We start from the raw sequence: 18672 nt of genomic DNA, 5'->3' as shown, positions 1-18672 counted from the left end.
AACGACCATGTACATTCGCCCCGTTATCCCGGCCGACATCGACTATTTGTGCACCATGGCCAAGAACTCCGGCGTCGGCGTCACCACCTTGCCGGACAACCGGCAAAAGATGCAGGCCAAGCTCGACAAGGCCGTGGCCTCCTTCAACAAGGAGCTGCCGGAAAAAGACCGTCTCTATCTGTTTGCCATGATCGACCCGGCCACCAAGGACATCGCCGGTATCTGCGCGCTGGAGGCGAGCATCGGCCACGACGACATCTGGTACAACTACCACGTCGGCAAGACGGTGCACTCGTCGAAAGACATCGGCGTGCACAAGATCACCCAGACGCTGTACCTGAGCAACGACCTGACCGGCAGCAGCGAAATCTGCACCCTGTTCCTGATGCCGGACTACCGCAAGAACCAGAACGGCCAGTTGCTGAGCAAGAGCCGCTATCTGTTCCTGGCGGAATTTCAGGAGCTGTTCGGCCGCACCATCATCGCCGAAATGCGCGGCTACAGTGATGAACAGGGTCAGAGCCCGTTCTGGGAAAGCCTCGGCCGACATTTCTTCCAGATGGAGTTCTCGGACGCGGATTATCTGACCGGGCTCGGCAACAAGGCGTTCATCGCCGAACTGATGCCGAAGTTCCCGATCTACGCGCCCATGCTCTCGCCCGAAGCGCAACGCGTCATCGGCCAGGTTCACCCGGACACCGAACCGGCGTTGGCGATGCTGCGTGCCGAAGGTTTCGACTTCAACGGTTATGTCGACATCTTCGACGGCGGCCCGACCGTATCGGCTCGCATCGCCGACATCCGTGCCGTCAAGGACAGCCGGACAATCGATGTCGAGATCCGGACCGACGCCCCCGAGCCGGACCTGACCCGCAAGGACGGTTTGACCCTGGTGTCCAACCGTCGTTTCGAAGATTACCGCGTGGTGCTGGTCAACAGCACCGCCCTCCAGGATTCCACCCTTCACCTGAGCGCGGCCCAGGCCGAGCACTTGAACGTCGACAACGGCGATTCAGTGCGAGCCGTCGCGCTGCGACCACGGAGATCGTCCGATGCCTGAACCCAGACTCCTGATCAACGGCCAGTGGCAAGACGGCCACGGCGACAACCTGCAATCCATCAACCCGATTTCCCAGGCTGTGGTCTGGGAAGGCAAGACCGCCAATGCCGACGACGTGGACGCGGCGGTCAAGGCGGCCCGTACCGCGTTCCGCGGCTGGAAAAAACATTCGCTGGATGAGCGCATCGCCATCTGTCGCCGCTTCGCCGAACAGCTGGAAGCGCATAAAGAAGACCTCGCCCGCGTCATCGGCTCGGAGACCGGCAAGCCGCTGTGGGAAGCGCGCACCGAAGTCGGCGCCATGATCGGCAAGGTCGACATTTCCGTTAAAGCTTATGAAGAACGCACCGGCGAGAAACACAGCGAATTGGCGGACGGCGAAGCCGTCTTGCGCCACCGCCCGCACGGTGTCGTCGCTGTCTTCGGCCCTTACAACTTCCCCGGCCACCTGCCCAACGGTCACATCGTTCCGGCGCTAATCGCCGGTAACGCCGTGGTGTTCAAACCGAGTGAACTGACGCCGAAAACCGCCGAGGAAACCGTGCGTCTGTGGCAGGCCGCCGGCCTGCCGGAGGGTGTCATCAACCTGGTGCAAGGCGCCAAGGAAACCGGCATCGCCCTGGCCGGCCACGCCGGTATCGACGGCCTGTTCTTCACCGGCTCCTCGCAGACCGGTGAACTGCTGCACAAGCAATACGGCGGCCAGCCGGGCAAGATCCTGGCGCTGGAAATGGGCGGCAACAACCCCTTGATTGTCGATACCGACATTGACGAGGACGCGGCCCTGCACCACGTCCTGTTCAGTGCGTTCATTTCCGCCGGTCAGCGCTGCACCTGCGCCCGCCGCCTGTTCATTCCCAAGGGCGAGCACGGCGATGCCTTCCTGAACAAGCTGATCGAGGCCTCGCGCAACCTGACCGTCGGCCACTACGACGCCGACGATCAACCGTTCATGGGCTCGGTCGTCTCCCTGGACGCCGCCGAGAACCTGCTCAAGGCGCAACAGGACCTGGTCGGCCGTGGCGGCAAGATCCTGCTGGAAATGACATCGGCCGAAGCAGGCACCGCCCTGCTGACCCCGGGCATTGTCGACCTGACCGATGCCAAAGACGTACCGGACCAGGAATATTTCGGCCCACTGCTGAGTGTTTATCGCTACGACAGCTTCGACGACGCCATCGAAGGCGCCAACGCTACCCGCTACGGCCTGTCCGCCGGCCTGCTTTCGAACGACCGGTCCAAGTACGAGCATTTCTTCGAGGAAATCCGCGCCGGTATCGTCAACTGGAACAAGCCGATCACCGGTGCGGCCAGCACCGCGCCGTTCGGCGGCGTCGGCGCCAGCGGCAACCACCGTGCCTCGGCCTACTACGCGGCGGACTACTGCGCCTACCCGATCGCCTCCATGGAAGCGCCGAAGATGGCGAAACCCGCCCAGACTTCACCGGGGATGAATCTATGACGTCGTTTGAAATGAACCTGGACGGGCTGGTCGGGCCGACCCACAACTACGCCGGCCTGTCCTATGGCAACATCGCCTCGCTGAGCAACGAAGCCGGTGTTTCAAACCCGAAAGAGGCCGCCAAGCAGGGCCTGCTGAAAATGAAGGCGCTGGCCGACATGGGCTTTCGCCAGGGCATCCTGCTGCCACACGAGCGGCCGGCTATCTGGACGCTGCGTGAACTCGGTTATTCCGGCACCGACGCGGAGGTCCTGGCCAAGGTGGCCAAACAGAACCCGGCGATCCTCAGTGCCGTCAGTTCCGCCTCCTGCATGTGGACGGCGAACGCCGGAACCGTTTCGCCGAGCGCGGACACGGCCGACGGTCGGGTCCACTTCACCGCGGCCAACCTGAACGCCAAGTTCCACCGCTCGATCGAGCACCCGACCACCACGCGGATGCTCAAGGCCATCTTCAGTAACGAGCAACACTTCGCGCATCACGACGCCCTGCCCGCCGTCAGCTTCTTCGGCGACGAGGGCGCGGCCAACCACACCCGCTTTTGCGGGCGTTACGACGAGCCGGGCGTGGAACTGTTCGTCTACGGTCAGGAAGCGTTCAACAACGACGCGCCGAGACCGACGAAGTTCCCGGCTCGTCAAACTCTGGAAGCAAGCCAGGCCATCGCCCGTCTGCACGGTCTGGACGAGAGCCGGGCCGTGTTCGCGCTGCAAAAGCCCGAAACCATCGACGCCGGCGTCTTCCACAACGACGTCATCGCCGTCGGCAACGGCAACGTCCTGTTCTACCACCAAGAAGCCTTCGACCGCACCGAGGCCGTACTGGACGAACTGCAACGCAAACTGGGCGATGTCGAACTGATCGCCGTTCGGGTGCCGACCGACGCGGTGTCGGTTCAGGACGCCGTGCGCTCCTACCTGTTCAACAGCCAATTGCTGAGCAAGGAAGACGGCTCCATGATGCTGGTCGTGCCGGGCGAATGTCGCGAGGTTCAACCGGTGTCCGACTATCTGGACCGGCTGGTCGACGACAAGACCAACCCGATCAACACCGTCCAGGTATTCGATCTCAAACAGTCCATGCAGAACGGCGGCGGCCCCGCCTGCCTGCGTCTGCGTGTAGCGCTGAACGAGACCGAATACCAGGCCATGGACCAGGGCGTGATCATGAACGACACCCTGTTCACCACCCTGAACGACTGGGTAGACCGGCACTACCGCGACAGCCTGACCCAGGCCGACCTGGCCGACCCGCAGCTGTTGATCGAAAGCCGCGAGGCGCTGGATGAGCTGACGCGGATTACCAAAGTCGGCAATATCTATCCGTTCCAACTCTAATTTGCCCCTCTCCCCCAGCCCCTCTCCCGGTGGGAGAGGGGTGTAGATAATCATGGTGAGCCTGTAGGAGCGTACGCTGTGCGCGACCCATCATGGTCTTTGACTCCCGAGTCGCGCACGGTGCGCGCTCCTACACGGCCTTTTCCATTGCATTGGTTATAAATTCAGCTATCTTTAAGTGATCGAAAACGAACGTGGTGACGTATGTCTGCTGTTTACCGGCAGACTCTCCAGCGAGTATGCCGTCACCGGAGGATACAGGATGTCATCGATCGATTGGCTGGCGGATGAAACCACCGGCAAACCCTCTGAAGCCGAACAGGGATGGCAAGTACTGGTCGTCGACGACGAACCGGAGGTCCATGCCGTCACCCGCCTGGCTCTGCGCCGATTCCTGTTTGAAGACCAACCCCTGGTCGTTCACACCGCGTCCAGCGCCGAAGAAGGCCTGGCCATCGCCCACAAGCTCGGCGACGATCTGGCCATGGCCATCATCGACGTAGTGATGGAAACCGAACAGGCCGGCCTCGACCTGGTGAAAGCCATCCGCGAGGAAGTCGGCAACCACATTACCCGCCTTGTCCTGCGCACCGGCCAACCCGGCAGCGCGCCGGAATCCGACGTGGTGCGCGATTACGACATCAATGATTACAAAGAGAAGACCGAACTGACCGCCCAGAAATTCCATACCATGATGTACGGCGGGCTCAGGAACTATCGGGATTTGAGGGTCATGAGGACCAGCCAGACCCAGCATTGATCGTTGCATGTAGGGCGGAAGAGCCGAAGGCGATATCCTCCGCTATCCGACCAGCCCCTGAATCCAGCGCTTGCCTCAGTTAGAAACGGCGGATGACGCTGTCGCCCGAAGTGTCGGACGACATCCGCCCTACCCGCAATTAATAATCGTCCGTTCCCTGAATCGAGAGCTTGGCCGCCTGACCGGTCAGATGGCCGGGGTCGGTTTCCTGATCCAGCTTGATCATCAGACGCAGGTCGTTCGCTGAATCCGCGTACGCCAGAGCGTCCTCGTAGGTGATTTCGCCCCGTGAATAGGCTTTGAACAACGCCTGATCGAACGTCTGCATCCCCTGCTCATTGGACTTGGCCATCAAGTCCTTCAACAGATGCACCTCGCCTTTGCGGATGTGGTCCGATACCAGCGGCGTATTCACCAGCACCTCGATGATCGCCTTACGGCCCTGACCATCCGGCGTGGGAATCAACTGCTGGGCGACAATGCCCTTGAGGTTCAAGGACAGGTCCATCCACAGCTGACGCTGCCGGTCCGACGGGAAGAAGTGCATGATGCGGTCCAGCGCCTGGTTGGCGTTGTTGGCGTGCAGGGTGGCCAGACACAGGTGACCGGTTTCGGCGAACGCCATGGCGTAGTCCATGGTTTCCTTGGTCCGCACCTCCCCGATCATGATCACATCCGGCGCCTGACGCAGGGTGTTTTTCAGGGCGACCTCGAAACTGTCGGTATCGATCCCGACTTCGCGCTGGGTAACAATGCTGCTTTCGTGCTGGTGAATGAATTCGATCGGGTCCTCGATGGAGATGATATGGCCTTTCGAATTCCGGTTCCGGTGACCGATCATCGCCGACAAACTGGTCGACTTACCGGTACCGGTCGCCCCGACAAAGAACACCAGACCGCGCTTGGTCATGGCGAGTTTCTTGATAATCTCGGGCAGACCCAGCTCTTCGACACGCGGAATCCGGGTTTCAATGCGACGCAGCACCATGCCGGCAAGGTTGCGCTGGTGAAACGCACTGACCCGGAAGCGGCCGATGCCCCGGGCGGAGATGGCAAAGTTACACTCCTGGGTTTCGGCGAATTCGACCCGTTGCTTGTCGGTCATGACGGACAGCACGAGTTCCCGGGTTTTCTCGGGGCTCAGCGGGTTCTTGGTCACCGGCACGATCTGCCCGTGCACTTTCATGCTCGGCGGCACCCCGGCGGTGACGAACATGTCCGAGGCCCCTTTTTCCACCATCAAACGCAGTAATCGATCAAATTCCATAGCCGTTTCCAGTTCTCATTGCTCCAGAGGTTGGTCTGGAGGCTTGGTCACTAATTGTGTTGTGCCAATCGTTTGGGTTTGTGCCTGTGGCACCTTTTATCCGGGTCCGATTGTGCCAGTCGTTTGTGTCTGTGCCTTCTACCCCTTTTGCTGGGTAGGCATCGTGCCTGTCGTTTGTATCTGTGCCTTCTACCTCTTTTACTGGGTAGGCATCGTGCCAATCGTTCGCGCCCGATGGCGGGTGCTCCCCCTGACGGACCGCTGCAAGTACTTCCATGTAAGCTCGACGGCCCGCATCCCTGCGGGCCGACGTCCGTCACGGGGACACCCGCCACCGTGCGCTTGTTATGTATTCACTTTGCAGTACAGCAAGTTCCGCCAATCATTAGTCAAGTAGGGTGGGCATTGCCCACCAGCTTTTGGTAAGCAACCCCAGCCTACACCATTCAACCGGGAGACGAGCCGGAGCCGAGTTATCCTTCCATGGTGGGCCGTGCCCACCCTACTCGACTGGCCGTTCATATCTCGGACGTTTCGGTGACACCGTTGTAAGCGACCGGTGGTGGGTGTGCGCCTGGCGGGCGTCGGCCCGCAGGGATGCGGGCCGCCGAGCCTACATGGACGTACTTGCGGCGAACCGCCAGGGGTACACCCACCACCGGCCGCGGACCCACGGCTCCCAAGCCAACCCAGCAAGAGTCAACCACAGCCACAAAACAATACCGGGCCTCAGAAACTCTCAGGCTGTTTGGCCTTCTCGCGCGCGATCTCCCGGGAAATCATGCCTTTTTGGACCAGGTTGGCGAGGCACTGGTCGAGTGTCTGCATGCCGACCTGGGCACCGGTCTGGATGGCCGAGTACATCTGGGCCACTTTGTCTTCGCGTATCAGGTTCCGGATCGCCGGGGTGCCGATCATGATCTCGTGTGCCGCGACCCGGCCGCCGCCGTTGCGCTTCAGCAGCGTCTGTGAAATCACCGCCTGCAGGGATTCCGACAGCATCGAGCGGATCATCGACTTTTCCTCGGCCGGGAAGACATCGACGATCCGGTCGATGGTCTTGGCGGCTGAGGTGGTGTGCAGGGTGCCGAACACCAGGTGGCCGGTTTCGGCGGCGGTCAGCGCCAGGCGGATGGTTTCCAGGTCCCGCAGCTCGCCGACCAGGATGATGTCGGGGTCTTCCCGCAGCGCCGAGCGCAGGGCTTCGGAGAAGCCGTGGGTGTCGCGGTGAACTTCGCGCTGGTTGACCAGGCACTTCTTGGATTCGTGCACGAATTCGATCGGGTCCTCGATGGTGAGGATGTGCTCGTACTTGGTCTCGTTCAGGTAGTTCATCATCGCCGCGAGGGTGGTGGACTTACCCGAGCCGGTCGGACCGGTCACCAGAACGATGCCGCGCGGCACGGAGGCGACGTCCTTGAAGACCTGGCCCATGCCCAGGTCTTCCATGGTCAGTACTTTGGACGGAATGGTCCGGAAAACGGCGCCGGAGCCCCGGTTCTGGGTGAAGGCGTTGACCCGGAAACGCGCCACGCCGGGCACTTCGAACGAGAAGTCGGTCTCCAGGAATTCCTCGAAATCCTTGCGCTGCTTGTCGTTCATGATGTCGTAGATCAGCGCGTGCACTTCTTTATGGGCCAGGGCCGGCAGGTTGATACGCCGGATGTCGCCATCCACCCGGATCATCGGCGGCAGGCCGGCGGACAGGTGAAGGTCGGATGCGTTCTGTTTCGCGCTGAAGGCGAGCAGTTCGGTAATGTCCATTCAGTTCCCCAATACTACGGTCGTTTCCGGGTGCGGCCTCCGTCTCTAGGCAACGGGTACTCGGCCTGACACATCCCGGACAGGAAAAGATACAATACTCAGGCAGCGCCAAAACAGTTATGCTCTCGGGTTTTGAGACACAGCCTGCAAAAGCCGCCTTAGAATTCGGTTGTCATTCAGTGTAACCGAAGGCGGCGGATTTGCGAGCGTGCGGCGCGACAACCCCAGCAACCTCGATGGACATCCAGTGAACAGCGAACCTCACGCCAACGCCATTGCCGACAATCTCGCCTCCGTAAAGGCCCGCATCCGTTCCGCCTGCGAACGCGCCGGCCGCTCCGCCGACGACGTCACCCTGGTCGCGGTCAGCAAAACCTGGCCGTTGGCGGACCTGCTGGCCGCCGTCTCCGCCGGCGCGACGGATCTGGGCGAGAACTACGTTCAGGAGTCGGTCGACAAGGTCGATGCCTGGAGCGGCCCCCGGCCGGTCTGGCATTTCATCGGGCCGCTGCAGAGCAACAAGACGCGGGCCATCGCCGAGCGTTTCGACTGGGTGCAGACCATCGACCGGCTGAAGATCGCTCGGCGTCTGTCCGATCAACGCCCGGAATCGATACCGCCGTTGAATGTCTGCCTGCAGGTCAATATCAGCCGGGATCCGGCCAAGTCCGGCGTCACGCCGGACGAGGTGACCGAACTGGCCCGGTCGGTGAGTGAACTGCCGCGCCTGCGACTCGCCGGTCTGATGGCGATTCCGGCGCTGGATCTGCCGGAGGCCGAGCTGAAAGCCCAGTTCTTGCAATTGAAAAGCCTGAGAGACACCCTTATTACAGACTTTCCGGACTGTCAGGCCCTGTCCATGGGCATGAGTCAGGATTTCGAGATCGCCATTGAGTGCGGTGCCACCCATGTCCGGGTCGGCAGCGCCATTTTCGGACAACGTCACCGCTGAATCGCCAGCCCAATACCGGCACAAAAGGAGAATCGCATGCACGACCCCACCATCGGCTTCATCGGCGCAGGCAACATGGCCGGCGCCATCATCGACGGTATGCTGGCCAGCGGTTTTCCCGCGGATCGGATCTGGATCTGCGATCGCAACGAGGACAAGCGCCAGGCGTTCGACCACAAGGGCCTGCACGCCACGGCGGACAACGCCACCCTGATCCGGGCCTGTGACATCGTTGTGTTGGCGGTGAAGCCGCAAGCGCTGAAGTCTGTCGTCGAGCCGCTGGCGTCCGAATTCAAGGCGCGCAACCCGCTGGTGGTCAGCGTCGCCGCCGGAGTCACCGCCGAGAGCATCGACCGCTGGATCGGCGGCGGTTTCGCCATCGTGCGGACCATGCCGAATACCCCGGCTCTGGTGATGACCGGTTCCACCGGCCTCTATGCCAACGCCCGCGTCAGTGACGGTGAGAAAGGCGCCGTGGAAAGCATTTTCTCCGGCATCGGCACGGCCGTCTGGGTCGACCGCGAGGACGATTTGCATGCCGTAACGGCCGCCAGTGGCAGCGCCCCGGCCTATTTTTTCCGCTTTATGGAAGCCATGCAGAAGGCGGCCGAGGCCCAGGGGCTGGACGCCGCGACCGCCAGCGCCCTGATCGCGCAGACCGCCCTCGGCGCGGCGAAAATGGTTCAGGAGACCGGCGAATCACCGGCCGAGCTGCGGCGCAAGGTATGCTCGCCCAAGGGCACCACCGAACAGGCCATCCTGAGTTTCGAGCGGGACGACATCGACGCTGTGGTGGCGCGGGCCATGGAAGCCTGTCACCATCGCTCGATCGAACTGTCCAAGGCACTGGCGGACTGACCGAACCGCCAGGCCGAATCACGCGTACGACTGTCATCTTCAAATAAAGGAGTCCCCCATGCTGGGCGAAATTCTGGTTCTGATCCTGAAAACGGCCTTCGCCATTGTATTGATCGCTTTGGTGGCCCGATTCCTGGCCCAGGTCGCGCGAGCCGATGTCTATAACCCGCTGGCGCAAACGGTCCTGAAAATCACCAATCCGTTCCTGATGCCGCTGCGGCGGATCATTCCGGGCTATGCCGGGCTGGATTTCTCTGCCCTGTTCTGCATCTGGGTCGGCCAGATCATCCTCGCCCTGATGATCTTCGGTTTGATGGGCACCAATCCGCTGGCCAACCTTGGCCAGATCGTCGTCTGGGCCCTCATCGCCGTGGCCGGCATCATCCTGACGGTGCTGCAGTGGAGCATGATCATCGTGGCCGTGGGCAGCTGGATCTCGATGGGCCAGCAAAACCCCCTGCTCGGCTTCATGGCGCAGATGGTCGAACCGTTCGTCGGACCGTTCCGCAAACTGAACCTGCAGGTCGGCATGCTGGATCTGTCCTACATCGTGGCCTTCCTGGTGCTGATCATCCTGCGTGATTTCATCCTCGGTCGAATGGTGTTGCCTCCCACCGGCTTCTACGAAGTCCTGAGATACAGCACCCGAGGCTTCAGTCCGTTCATCGGCCTCTGATCAGACGTTCACGGGCCGGCCCTCGCGCCGGTCCCGTCCCAGGCCCCAGGAAAGACCCTTCATGCCCACAGACATCCCGGCTGACAGCGTAGGTCTGATCAGCCCTCAAACAGCGACCTTCGATGAACCGTTGCCGTTGCGCAGCGGCCGGACACTGCCGTCCTATCAACTGGTGTACGAAACCTACGGCACGCTGAACGCGGACCGCTCCAACGCCATTCTGATCTGCCATGCGTTGAGCGGCCATCACCACGCCGCCGGCTACCACAGCATGGACGACCGCAAACCCGGCTGGTGGGACGCCTGCATCGGCCCCGGTAAGGTGATCGACACAAACCACTATTTCGTGGTCTCGGTCAATAACCTGGGCGGCTGTCACGGCTCCACCGGCCCGACCAGTATCGACCCGGCAACCGGCCGCCCCTACGGTCCGGATTTCCCGATCATGGCCGTACGCGACTGGGTGAAAAGCCAGGCCCGCCTGGCGGACCGGCTTGGCATCGAACGCTGGCACGCCGTCATCGGCGGCAGTCTCGGCGGCATGCAGGCGCTGCGCTGGTCGATCGACTATCCGGAGCGGATGCGCGGTTGCGCCGTTATCGCCGCCGCGCCCAAGCTCAGCGCCCAGAACATTGCCTTCAACGAAGTGGCCCGCCAGGCGATCGCCAGTGACCCGGACTTCCACCAGGGCTACTACATGGATCACGACACCCGTCCGAAAAAAGGCCTGATGCTGGCGCGCATGCTGGGTCACATCACCTATTTGTCGGACAGCGCCATGCGCGAGAAATTCGGCCGCGATCTGCGTTCGGGCACACTGAATTTCAACTACGACGTCGACTTCGAAGTGGAAAGCTACCTGCGCTATCAGGGTGAAAACTTTTCGGACCAGTTCGATGCCAATACCTATTTGTTGATGACCAAAGCCCTCGACTACTTCGACCCGGCCGCCGACCACGACAACGATCTGGCCCGTTGCCTGAGCCAAAGCCGGTGCCGCTTTCTGGTGGCCTCGTTCAGCACCGACTGGCGTTTCGCGCCGGACCGCAGCGAGGAAATCGTCCGCGCCCTGGTCAAGGCGCGGCGCCCGGTCAGCTACCTGGAAATCGACGCGCCACAGGGCCACGACGCCTTCCTGTTCCCCATCCCGGAGTACGTCGACCTGATCAAGGGCTTCCTGGGGTCGCTCGAAACCGGAGGTGCCGCTTGATGAGACCGGATCTGGACTATATTCAACGGTGGGTGAACCCCACCAGCCGGGTGCTCGACCTGGGCTGCGGCGACGGGTCCCTGCTCGCGCTGCTGCGCGACCACAAACAAGTGAGCGGCTACGGCCTGGAGATCGACACCGGCAACATCGTCGAATGCGTGCGGCGCGGCGTGGATGTCATCCACCGCGATCTGAACAACGGCCTGGACGACTTCGATGACCAGAGTTTCGACACCGTCATCATGAGCCAGTCGTTGCAGCAGACCACCAAGCCGGATCGCATCGTCGAGGAGATGTTGCGCATCGGGAGGGAGGCCATCGTCACCTTCCCCAACTTCGGTCACTGGACCACCCGGGCCTACCTGGGTTTTCGCGGCCGGATGCCGGTGTCGGAATCGTTGCCGTATGCCTGGTACGAAACGCCGAACATTCACTTCTTCACCTTTCGCGACTTCGAAGTGTTGTGTCACGAACGAGGCATTAAAATACTGGAAAGGACGGTGGTGGACCGGAACCACGAAGCCAACTGGAAGATCCGTCTACTGCCCAACTTGCTGGGCGAAATCGCCCTCTATCACATAACGAGGTGAGCATCATGAGAATCCATCGCGCCGCGATGCTGCTGCTCGGCCTGGCCATGACACTGGGTCTGGCCCATGCGGAACAGAAAGTGGAATTTCGCGGGCACGAGTTGCATTACATCGTGCTCAACAGCACCAACCTGTCTCCGGAGATCGCCAGCCAGTACGGCCTGCAGCGCTCCGGCCGAATGGCGCTGATCAATCTGTCCGTGCTCGAACAACAACCCGATGGCGTGGCCACGCCAGTCGAAGCCGATGTCTCGGTGCGGGTGCGCAACCTGATCGGCCAGGCGCAGGATGTGGATCTGGAGGTGGTGCGTGAGCAGAACGCCATCTATCACCTGGGCCAGGTGCGCATCGACGACCGCGAAATGCTCTGGTTCGACGTCACCGTCGACCTGCCGGACGAACCCGTCTTCGAATACAGCTTCAGTCAGGAAATGTGGGAGGAAGGTGAATGAGCCAATGGGTGCTGGCCTCCGGCAACGCCGGTAAGTTACGGGAATTCGGCCGCCTTCTGGAACCGCTCGATATCGAGGTGGTGCCGCAGAAAGAGCTGGGTGTGGTCGACGCCGACGAGACCGGCCTGAGCTTCATCGAGAACGCCATTCTCAAGGCCCGCCACGCCGCCGAGGCCACGGGCCTGCCTGCGCTTGCGGACGATTCGGGCCTGGAGATCGACGCCCTGAACGGTGCGCCGGGTATTTACAGTGCCCGGTACTCGGCGCTGATCGGCGGCGAGCACAATGACACCGCCAACATCGAGCGGGTGTTGAACGAGTTGAAAGACGTCCCGGAAGCCGAACGCACCGCTCGATTCCAGTGCGTGCTCGCGTTTATGCGCCACGCCCAGGACCCGACCCCGCTGATCGTCCAGCGCAGCTGGGAAGGCGTCATCCTGACCCAACCGGTCGGCGAGGACGGTTTCGGCTACGACCCCATTTTCTACGTGCCCGACCAGGGTTGCACGGCGGCGGAACTGGCGCCCGAGGTCAAAAACCGCCTATCGCATCGCGGCCAGGCCATGGCCGCCTTCCTGCCGTTGCTGGAGCAACGGCTGACCTCATGACCGTGCAACGGCCGCTGTCCGTTTATGTGCACGTGCCCTGGTGCGTGCGCAAATGCCCCTATTGCGACTTCAATTCCCACGCGCTGGATCCGGAGCTCATCCCCGAGGCCGAGTATCTGACCCGTCTGTTCGAGGACCTCGACCAGGACAGCCCGTTGGCTCAGGGCCGGCCGGTCACGTCCGTCTTCTTCGGGGGCGGTACGCCCAGCCTGTTGTCGCCGGACGCCATCGGCGCGATCCTGGAGCGGCTGGATCAGCGACTGGGGTTCGCGCCGGACTGCGAGATCACCCTCGAAGCCAATCCGGGCACCGTGGACGAGAGTCGCTTCAAGGGCTTTCGCGCGGCCGGTGTGAACCGGTTGTCGGTCGGCGTACAGAGTTTCCAGGCACACCACCTGCAGCGCCTGGGTCGCATCCACGACCCCGGCCAGGCCCGGCACGCCGTGGACAGGGCCCGCGCCGTCGGTTTCGACAACTTCAATATCGACCTGATGCATGGTTTGCCGGACCAAACCGAGACCGAAGCGCTGGACGACCTCGAACAGGCCATCGACCTGTCGCCCACCCATCTGAGCTGGTATCAGCTGACCATCGAACCGAACACCGAATTCTACCGCCAGCCACCGGTGCTGCCCCGGGACGATACCCTCTGGGCGATTCAGGAAGCCGGTGAGGCACGACTGGCGGACGCCGGCTACCGCCAGTATGAAGTATCGGCCTATGCCCGTCCGGGCCTGGCCTGCCGGCACAACCTGAACTACTGGGGTTATGGCGACTATCTCGGCATCGGGCCGGGCGCCCACGGCAAGGTCACCTGGCCGGCGACCGATCGGGAACCGGTCCGCATCGTGCGCACGCGTAAAACCCGGCTGCCCAAAGACTACCTGAACCGGGACCGGTTACTGGTGCGTCACGAGGAAACGGTCACGTCGGAGGATCGTCCGTTCGATTATTTCATCAACACCCTGCGTCTGGTCGACGGCATGCCGCAGGCGGACTTCGAAGCCGCGACCGGCCTGCCTTACAGTGATATAAAACCGACAGTGGACAGCCAGATCGAACGTGGACTGCTTCAAATTCACAGCGGTCGACTGAGCACAACGCCTCAGGGTTTTCTATACTTGAATGACATCCTCGCCGAGTGGTTGGCATGAAGACCCTGGCCCGTCACTTTTATTCCCTGCTGTTCTACCTGCTGGTGCCGGCGGTACTGGTGCGGGTCTGGCTGCGCGGCCGAAAACTGCCCGCCTATCGCAAACGAATCGGGGAACGCTTCGGCCATTGGCCCAAAATGCCGGAAGGCATGCTCTGGGTGCACACGGTCAGCGTCGGCGAAACCATCGCGGCCCGTCCGCTGATCGAACGCTGGCTGGAACGCCACCCGGACATCCCGGTCCTGGTCACCACCATGACCCCGACCGGCTCGGACACGGTCCGCGCCCAGTTCGACGACCGGGTGTATCACGCCTACCTGCCCTGGGACCTGCCGCACGTCCAGAAACGCCTGGTGCGCACACTGAAACCGCGTGCCCTGGTCATCATGGAAACCGAACTCTGGCCCAACCTGGTGCACCACTGCAATAAAGCCAAGGTTCCCGTCATGCTGGCCAACGGCCGGCTGTCGATCAAATCCATGCGCGGCTACCGCAAGCTGCGCTGGCTGACCCAGCCGATGCTGAACAGCCTGACCGGCATCGCTGCCCAGTACGCGCCGGACGCCGAACGCTTTCACGAACTGGGCGTGGAACAGGGTCGGCTGGAAGTGACCGGCTCGATCAAATTCGACCTGCCGCTGACGTCGGAACTGCACAGTCGCATCGAACAATACCGCCGGCAATTGCACGGTCGCCCCGTCTGGGTGGCCGCCAGTACCCACACCGGCGAGGATGAACAGGTTCTGGAGGTGCACAAGGCCGTCCGCACGCAGTTGCCCGATGCACTGCTGATCCTGGTGCCGCGCCACCCGGACCGTTTCGACACCGTCGCCGACCTGCTAGACCAGCACCGCTGGCGCTACAGCCGGCGCAGCCGCATCCAGAAACCGCGCAAGACCGACGCCGTCTTCCTGGCCGACACCCTGGGCGAACTGATGCTGTTCTACGGTGCCGCCCAGGCCGCTTTCATCGGCAACACCCTGAACGGCGGCGGCGGCCATAACCCGATCGAGCCGGCGGCCCTGGCGCGACCGGTGCTGATGGGGCCAAGCTATTTCAACTTCCAGTCCATCGTCGACGCCATGGCCAAAGACCACAGCGCCGTGATTGTCGAGGACACCCAGGAGCTGAGCAAACGCCTGATCGGCCTGCTCAAATCCCAGGACCTGCGCGATACCTTCGGGCAGCGCGCCTACCTCTTCTTCCAGCAGCAACAGGGCGCGCTCAAGCGGCTCGAAAACTGGATCGAGAAGCAACTGGAGCTGGATGCCGACAGCCAGGGCATCAGCAATTCAAAGGCCATTCGGCCGATCAATTCCTGAACCAAGATTCGGCGGTCGTACTTCAGTGGTATAACCCGCACCGGATACCAGGTAGACCCATACGGGGTCGCCGTGAACCCGTCCATGGGGGCTTGGCGGCAGCCATCCATGGCTGCCGACATCCCCGTATGGGTCTACCTGGCATCCGGCGCTAGTCACTATCCTCTGGTCACAATTTTATCCCTCTTCTTAGGGGGTGGGGACTGGCACGGCAGACAGCCCCTGAGGCGGGGGTAGCCCTCCCAGGGGATGTGGGCAGCAAGGATGCTGCCGTCAAGCCTCCATGGACGGATTCACGGCGGCCCCAGGGAGGGCTACCCCCGCCTCAGGGGCGAACCCAGCCACGGAACCAGCAACCTGCAGTCGAGCCAGACCACTGCCCCGGACAGATACCCACAAAAAAGCCGCCCTAGAGGCGGCTTTTTGATGTTCGCTTGAATCCCGGAGGATTCAGATCACTTCAACGTCGGAGGCTTGCGGGCCTTTCTGACCTTCGGTGATGGTGAACTGAACGGCTTGGCCTTCAGCCAGGGTACGGAAGCCGTCACCCTTGATGGCACTGAAGTGTACAAAGACGTCTTTGCCGCCTTCCACTTCGATGAAGCCAAAACCCTTGGTCTCGTTGAACCATTTTACTTTGCCGGTTTGTACGGACATGTGCGATCTCCTGAAGGACGCGTTTTAACAATGTGGCGCCACTGGCCCGGGCAACCCGAGCTTACGCCGCCGGGTAAAGATAACGTCTACTTACGCGCAACCTTTTCAGGGGAACTGCAAAGTCTCACCGGGTCTTGCTTATAAGTATTGCGAAAATCTTTAACAGCGATCACTTTAGCGCAGCGTTGCGGGATGTAAAGCATTTTTTCGTCTTACTTTCACGCCTCGCCAGGCCTGTCAACGCTACCCGTTCGGGCCACTTTCGGTCGATGCTCGGCCGGCCAGGTTTCTGTCGAAGATTCGGCCGGCCAGGGCTCCACCTTACACCCGAGTGTGGCGTGAAGCCGTGACGTTTCCATGACAAAACGGACCGTTCCGAATCACTCCATCCGGCCGCTGCGTGCCTGCTTTTCCCGCTGCACCCGGCGCGCCATCTTGCCGAACGACTTCCATTTCTCGCGCTGTTGCCAGGCGGTTCGGGACGCGCGCTCGGTCTCGCGCAACAGCTTCAGGTAACTCTGCAAGCGGCGCGGTTCCAGTTCGCCGGCCTCGACCGCCGCTTCCAGCGCACAGCCGTCATCGCCCTGATGATGACAGTCGTTGAATCGGCATTGACCCGCCAACTCATCGAGGTCGTCGAACAGCCGGTGCACGCCCTCGGTGGCATCGCCCAGGCGCAGTTCGCGCATGCCGGGCGTGTCCATCACCCAGGCGCCACCCGGCAACCGCACCAACTGGCGGGACGTGGTGGTGTGGCGCCCCTTGGCGTCGTCCTCGCGGATCGCCCGGGTGGCCTGGTCTTCCCGACCCATCAGGGTGTTGGTCAGCGTCGACTTGCCGACCCCGGAGGAGCCGACGAAGGCCAGGGTCCGGCCGGCCAACAGCCAGGGCGACAGGGCCTCCCGAATACCGTCGTCCAGCGCGTTGAGCACCACCACCGGCACATCGGTACGGATGCTCTGGGCGCGCTGGCGGTAGGCCTCGGGGTCGTCACACCGGTCCGCCTTGGTCAGCACCATCACCGGGTCGACACCGGCACTGAACGCCAGCGCCAGATAGCGCTCCAGACGCGACGGATTGAAATCGGCGTTGCACGAGGAGACAACGAACAGGGTGTCGAGATTGGCCGCGATCAACTGCGGTTTGGGATTGCTGCCGGACGCGGTCCGCTTCACCAGGCTCTGGCGCTCCAGCATTCGCATCGGCCGCGAAGCGTCGTCATACAGCCAGAGCCAGTCGCCCACGGTGGGGCGTTCATCCGGGGTGGCTTGCAGCCATTGACCGGTCAGGTCGAGCGCCTGTTCACCGGCCTCGGTCAATACGATCAGTCGATCGCGATGGACGGCCGCGACACGCGCCGCCCGGCCCTGTTCCAGGTCGTCCAGAGACAGTTGTTGCATGAATACGGGGTGCCAGCCGAGTTCGGCCAGCGAGTAATGCGATGATGACATCGGTCTGTCCTTTACTGGGTCCGGGCCATGACACGGCATGACCCGGGACAATCGGTTCCCGGGCACACCACTGCGGCGCACCCGAGTCTTTATCGAACGTCAGGACAGGCGGGGTGGAGCGTTACACTCCTTGGAGGCCTTCGACGGAGGTCGAAGAACTTAGGACTGGGGAGAGCGAGCGCGCCTTATACCCGGCCTGCCGATACGGCAATCGGCGAAGCGGTGTGAATGATGGCTGTCATAATGGCTCTCCTTTTCTGGAATGGGTCCGGAGCCTGCGCTCCAGACCTGAAAGTGTGCACCGAGGCGGTGATCCGCGCAAGCGTTCTCAGACCTTGAGGCCCAGCACCTGGACGACGGCGCCCATCCCGGTGTGTCCCCGGCCTTCGATCACCGGGCGTTCGACCGACTGAATCTCATCCAGGTGAAGCCCTTCGAGTTCGGTCCGCAGTTCGGCCTCGGTCATCATCAGATCGGCGTTCGGCGGTCCGCCGGTCCCCAGCTCCAGCTGTTCCGGACGATAGGCTTCGAGAACGAACAGGCCGCCGGGTTTCAGTGCGGCGAACACCTGTTGGTGCAGGCGCCGGCGGGCATCGGGCGGCAGGTGGCAGAAGATGGATACGATGCCGTCCCATTGTTCATGTCCGAGCGAATAATCGGCCAGGTCCGCCTCCTCGATTCGGATCGAGACACCGCGGGAATCGGCCAGGCGCCCGGCCTTGGCCAACCCCACCGGTGAGCTGTCCACGGCGGTGACATTCAATCCGCGCTGCGCCAGATAAACGGCATTGCGGCCCTCCCCCTCGGCGAGACACAGCACACGCGCGCCGTCGGCGAACAGGTCCGCCTGTCGTCGAAGATAGTCGTTGGGTTCGGTGCCGTAGACATAGTCGTCACCGGCATATCGGTCATCCCACATCGCAAAACCTCATAACGGATTCGAATAAATCAATGGAGACAGCCTCCCGATGCTTCAACCCTGTAAACTGTGCCGTCTGTGATCCAGGACTGAGGCAAGCGTGCAAATCTGCTGATACAATGCCCGCTTTCGCACCGTGGACGAGCCGCTTAGACGGCCCAAACGGCAGTATA

The 18672-nt window shown here is 62.1% G+C and carries 18 protein-coding genes; 13 read left to right on the top strand and 5 right to left on the bottom strand.

All coding sequences use genetic code 11. From position 1 onward, the window contains the following. Positions 1-7: 7 nt before the first annotated feature. The 4 genes from astA to IE111_RS03510 all read left to right on the top strand — a co-directional run bounded on the left by astA (position 8) and on the right by IE111_RS03510 (position 4619). Complete coding sequence (gene astA / locus IE111_RS03525; protein ID WP_189607124.1) at positions 8-1060, top strand: arginine N-succinyltransferase; 1053 nt, start codon at positions 8-10, stop codon at positions 1058-1060. Next, positions 1053-2522: a succinylglutamate-semialdehyde dehydrogenase gene (gene astD, locus IE111_RS03520; protein WP_189607123.1), complete on the top strand. Its 1470-nt coding sequence runs from the start codon at positions 1053-1055 to the stop codon at positions 2520-2522. Before astA ends, astD begins: the two co-directional genes overlap by 8 nt. Next, a complete protein-coding gene (gene astB / locus IE111_RS03515; RefSeq protein WP_189607122.1) occupies positions 2519-3859 on the top strand; it encodes an N-succinylarginine dihydrolase in 1341 nt (446 codons plus the stop codon). The genes astD and astB overlap by 4 nt, the downstream gene beginning before the upstream one ends. Before the next feature lie 262 nt (positions 3860-4121). Further along, entirely contained in the window at positions 4122-4619 is a 498-nt protein-coding gene (locus tag IE111_RS03510) for a response regulator (protein ID WP_189607121.1), read from the top strand. A 139-nt stretch (positions 4620-4758) separates the two neighbouring features. Here IE111_RS03510 and IE111_RS03505 read toward each other — a convergent pair whose 3' ends face one another. Together IE111_RS03505 and IE111_RS03500 are read right to left on the bottom strand one after the other, a co-directional pair. Beyond that, the gene (locus tag IE111_RS03505; RefSeq protein WP_189607120.1) at positions 4759-5886 is read right to left on the bottom strand and encodes a PilT/PilU family type 4a pilus ATPase; all 1128 of its coding nucleotides are present in this window, start codon (positions 5884-5886) and stop codon (positions 4759-4761) included. 729 nt (positions 5887-6615) lie between these two features. Further along, positions 6616-7650 carry a type IV pilus twitching motility protein PilT gene (locus IE111_RS03500; RefSeq protein WP_189607119.1) on the bottom strand — a complete coding sequence of 345 codons (1035 nt, stop codon included), beginning with the start codon at positions 7648-7650 and terminating at the stop codon, positions 6616-6618. Positions 7651-7897: 247 nt separating this feature from the next. Here IE111_RS03500 and IE111_RS03495 point away from each other — a divergent pair, with 247 nt between their 5' ends. From IE111_RS03495 to waaA, 9 genes are all read left to right on the top strand, one after another. Continuing rightward, a complete protein-coding gene (locus IE111_RS03495) occupies positions 7898-8602 on the top strand; it encodes a YggS family pyridoxal phosphate-dependent enzyme (protein ID WP_189607118.1) in 705 nt (234 codons plus the stop codon). Positions 8603-8638: 36 nt separating this feature from the next. Then, on the top strand, positions 8639-9460 hold the full coding sequence (gene proC / locus IE111_RS03490) for a pyrroline-5-carboxylate reductase (RefSeq protein WP_189607117.1): 822 nt from the start codon (positions 8639-8641) through the stop codon (positions 9458-9460). A gap of 58 nt (positions 9461-9518) precedes the next feature. After that, entirely contained in the window at positions 9519-10136 is a 618-nt protein-coding gene (locus IE111_RS03485; protein WP_189607116.1) for a YggT family protein, read from the top strand. Between the two features lie 61 nt (positions 10137-10197). After that, positions 10198-11346: a homoserine O-succinyltransferase MetX gene (metX, locus tag IE111_RS03480; RefSeq protein WP_189607115.1), complete on the top strand. Its 1149-nt coding sequence runs from the start codon at positions 10198-10200 to the stop codon at positions 11344-11346. Further along, positions 11346-11936 (top strand): methionine biosynthesis protein MetW, encoded by a 591-nt coding sequence (gene metW, locus IE111_RS03475; protein ID WP_189607114.1) that lies wholly within the window; start codon positions 11346-11348, stop codon positions 11934-11936. The genes metX and metW overlap by 1 nt, the downstream gene beginning before the upstream one ends. 5 nt (positions 11937-11941) lie before the next feature. Continuing rightward, positions 11942-12388 carry a DUF4426 domain-containing protein gene (locus IE111_RS03470; protein WP_189607113.1) on the top strand — a complete coding sequence of 149 codons (447 nt, stop codon included), beginning with the start codon at positions 11942-11944 and terminating at the stop codon, positions 12386-12388. Next, positions 12385-12996, top strand: coding sequence for an RdgB/HAM1 family non-canonical purine NTP pyrophosphatase (gene rdgB, locus IE111_RS03465; RefSeq protein WP_189607112.1), 612 nt, complete (start codon positions 12385-12387; stop codon positions 12994-12996). Before IE111_RS03470 ends, rdgB begins: the two co-directional genes overlap by 4 nt. Continuing rightward, on the top strand, positions 12993-14150 hold the full coding sequence (hemW, locus tag IE111_RS03460; RefSeq protein ID WP_189607111.1) for a radical SAM family heme chaperone HemW: 1158 nt from the start codon (positions 12993-12995) through the stop codon (positions 14148-14150). The genes rdgB and hemW overlap by 4 nt, the downstream gene beginning before the upstream one ends. Further along, positions 14147-15472, top strand: coding sequence for a lipid IV(A) 3-deoxy-D-manno-octulosonic acid transferase (gene waaA / locus IE111_RS03455; protein ID WP_189607110.1), 1326 nt, complete (start codon positions 14147-14149; stop codon positions 15470-15472). The genes hemW and waaA overlap by 4 nt, the downstream gene beginning before the upstream one ends. Before the next feature lie 450 nt (positions 15473-15922). Here the strand turns inward: waaA and IE111_RS03450 are convergent, their stop codons facing one another. The 3 genes from IE111_RS03450 to IE111_RS03440 all read right to left on the bottom strand — a co-directional run bounded on the left by IE111_RS03450 (position 15923) and on the right by IE111_RS03440 (position 18499). Then, positions 15923-16129, bottom strand: coding sequence for a cold-shock protein (locus IE111_RS03450; RefSeq protein ID WP_108126131.1), 207 nt, complete (start codon positions 16127-16129; stop codon positions 15923-15925). Positions 16130-16509: 380 nt separating this feature from the next. After that, on the bottom strand, positions 16510-17580 hold the full coding sequence (rsgA, locus tag IE111_RS03445) for a ribosome small subunit-dependent GTPase A (protein WP_189607109.1): 1071 nt from the start codon (positions 17578-17580) through the stop codon (positions 16510-16512). Positions 17581-17908: 328 nt separating this feature from the next. Beyond that, entirely contained in the window at positions 17909-18499 is a 591-nt protein-coding gene (locus tag IE111_RS03440; protein ID WP_189607108.1) for an SAM-dependent methyltransferase, read from the bottom strand. Positions 18500-18672: the final 173 nt, after the last annotated feature.

The sequence above is a fragment of the Saccharospirillum salsuginis genome (genome assembly GCF_014651855.1).
Classification (GTDB): Bacteria; Pseudomonadota; Gammaproteobacteria; order Pseudomonadales; family Natronospirillaceae; genus Saccharospirillum; species Saccharospirillum salsuginis.
The sequence above is the reverse complement of the archived record's forward strand: the minus strand, read 5'-3'. Positions and strand labels throughout refer to the sequence as shown.

Excerpts from the sequence above, each read along its gene's own strand:
- IE111_RS03470 (WP_189607113.1), top strand. The coding sequence starts at position 11,942 with ATGAGAATCCATCGCGCCGCGATGCTGCTGCTCGGCCTGGCCATGACA.
- metW (WP_189607114.1), top strand. The coding sequence starts at position 11,346 with ATGAGACCGGATCTGGACTATATTCAACGGTGGGTGAACCCCACCAGC.
- metX (WP_189607115.1), top strand. The coding sequence starts at position 10,198 with ATGCCCACAGACATCCCGGCTGACAGCGTAGGTCTGATCAGCCCTCAA.
- astB (WP_189607122.1), top strand. The coding sequence starts at position 2,519 with ATGACGTCGTTTGAAATGAACCTGGACGGGCTGGTCGGGCCGACCCAC.
- rsgA (WP_189607109.1), bottom strand. The coding sequence starts at position 17,580 with ATGTCATCATCGCATTACTCGCTGGCCGAACTCGGCTGGCACCCCGTA.
- IE111_RS03505 (WP_189607120.1), bottom strand. The coding sequence starts at position 5,886 with ATGGAATTTGATCGATTACTGCGTTTGATGGTGGAAAAAGGGGCCTCG.
- proC (WP_189607117.1), top strand. The coding sequence starts at position 8,639 with ATGCACGACCCCACCATCGGCTTCATCGGCGCAGGCAACATGGCCGGC.
- hemW (WP_189607111.1), top strand. The coding sequence starts at position 12,993 with ATGACCGTGCAACGGCCGCTGTCCGTTTATGTGCACGTGCCCTGGTGC.
- waaA (WP_189607110.1), top strand. The coding sequence starts at position 14,147 with ATGAAGACCCTGGCCCGTCACTTTTATTCCCTGCTGTTCTACCTGCTG.
- rdgB (WP_189607112.1), top strand. The coding sequence starts at position 12,385 with ATGAGCCAATGGGTGCTGGCCTCCGGCAACGCCGGTAAGTTACGGGAA.
- astA (WP_189607124.1), top strand. The coding sequence starts at position 8 with ATGTACATTCGCCCCGTTATCCCGGCCGACATCGACTATTTGTGCACC.
- IE111_RS03500 (WP_189607119.1), bottom strand. The coding sequence starts at position 7,650 with ATGGACATTACCGAACTGCTCGCCTTCAGCGCGAAACAGAACGCATCC.
- IE111_RS03450 (WP_108126131.1), bottom strand. The coding sequence starts at position 16,129 with ATGTCCGTACAAACCGGCAAAGTAAAATGGTTCAACGAGACCAAGGGT.
- IE111_RS03510 (WP_189607121.1), top strand. The coding sequence starts at position 4,122 with ATGTCATCGATCGATTGGCTGGCGGATGAAACCACCGGCAAACCCTCT.
- IE111_RS03485 (WP_189607116.1), top strand. The coding sequence starts at position 9,519 with ATGCTGGGCGAAATTCTGGTTCTGATCCTGAAAACGGCCTTCGCCATT.
- astD (WP_189607123.1), top strand. The coding sequence starts at position 1,053 with ATGCCTGAACCCAGACTCCTGATCAACGGCCAGTGGCAAGACGGCCAC.
- IE111_RS03440 (WP_189607108.1), bottom strand. The coding sequence starts at position 18,499 with ATGTGGGATGACCGATATGCCGGTGACGACTATGTCTACGGCACCGAA.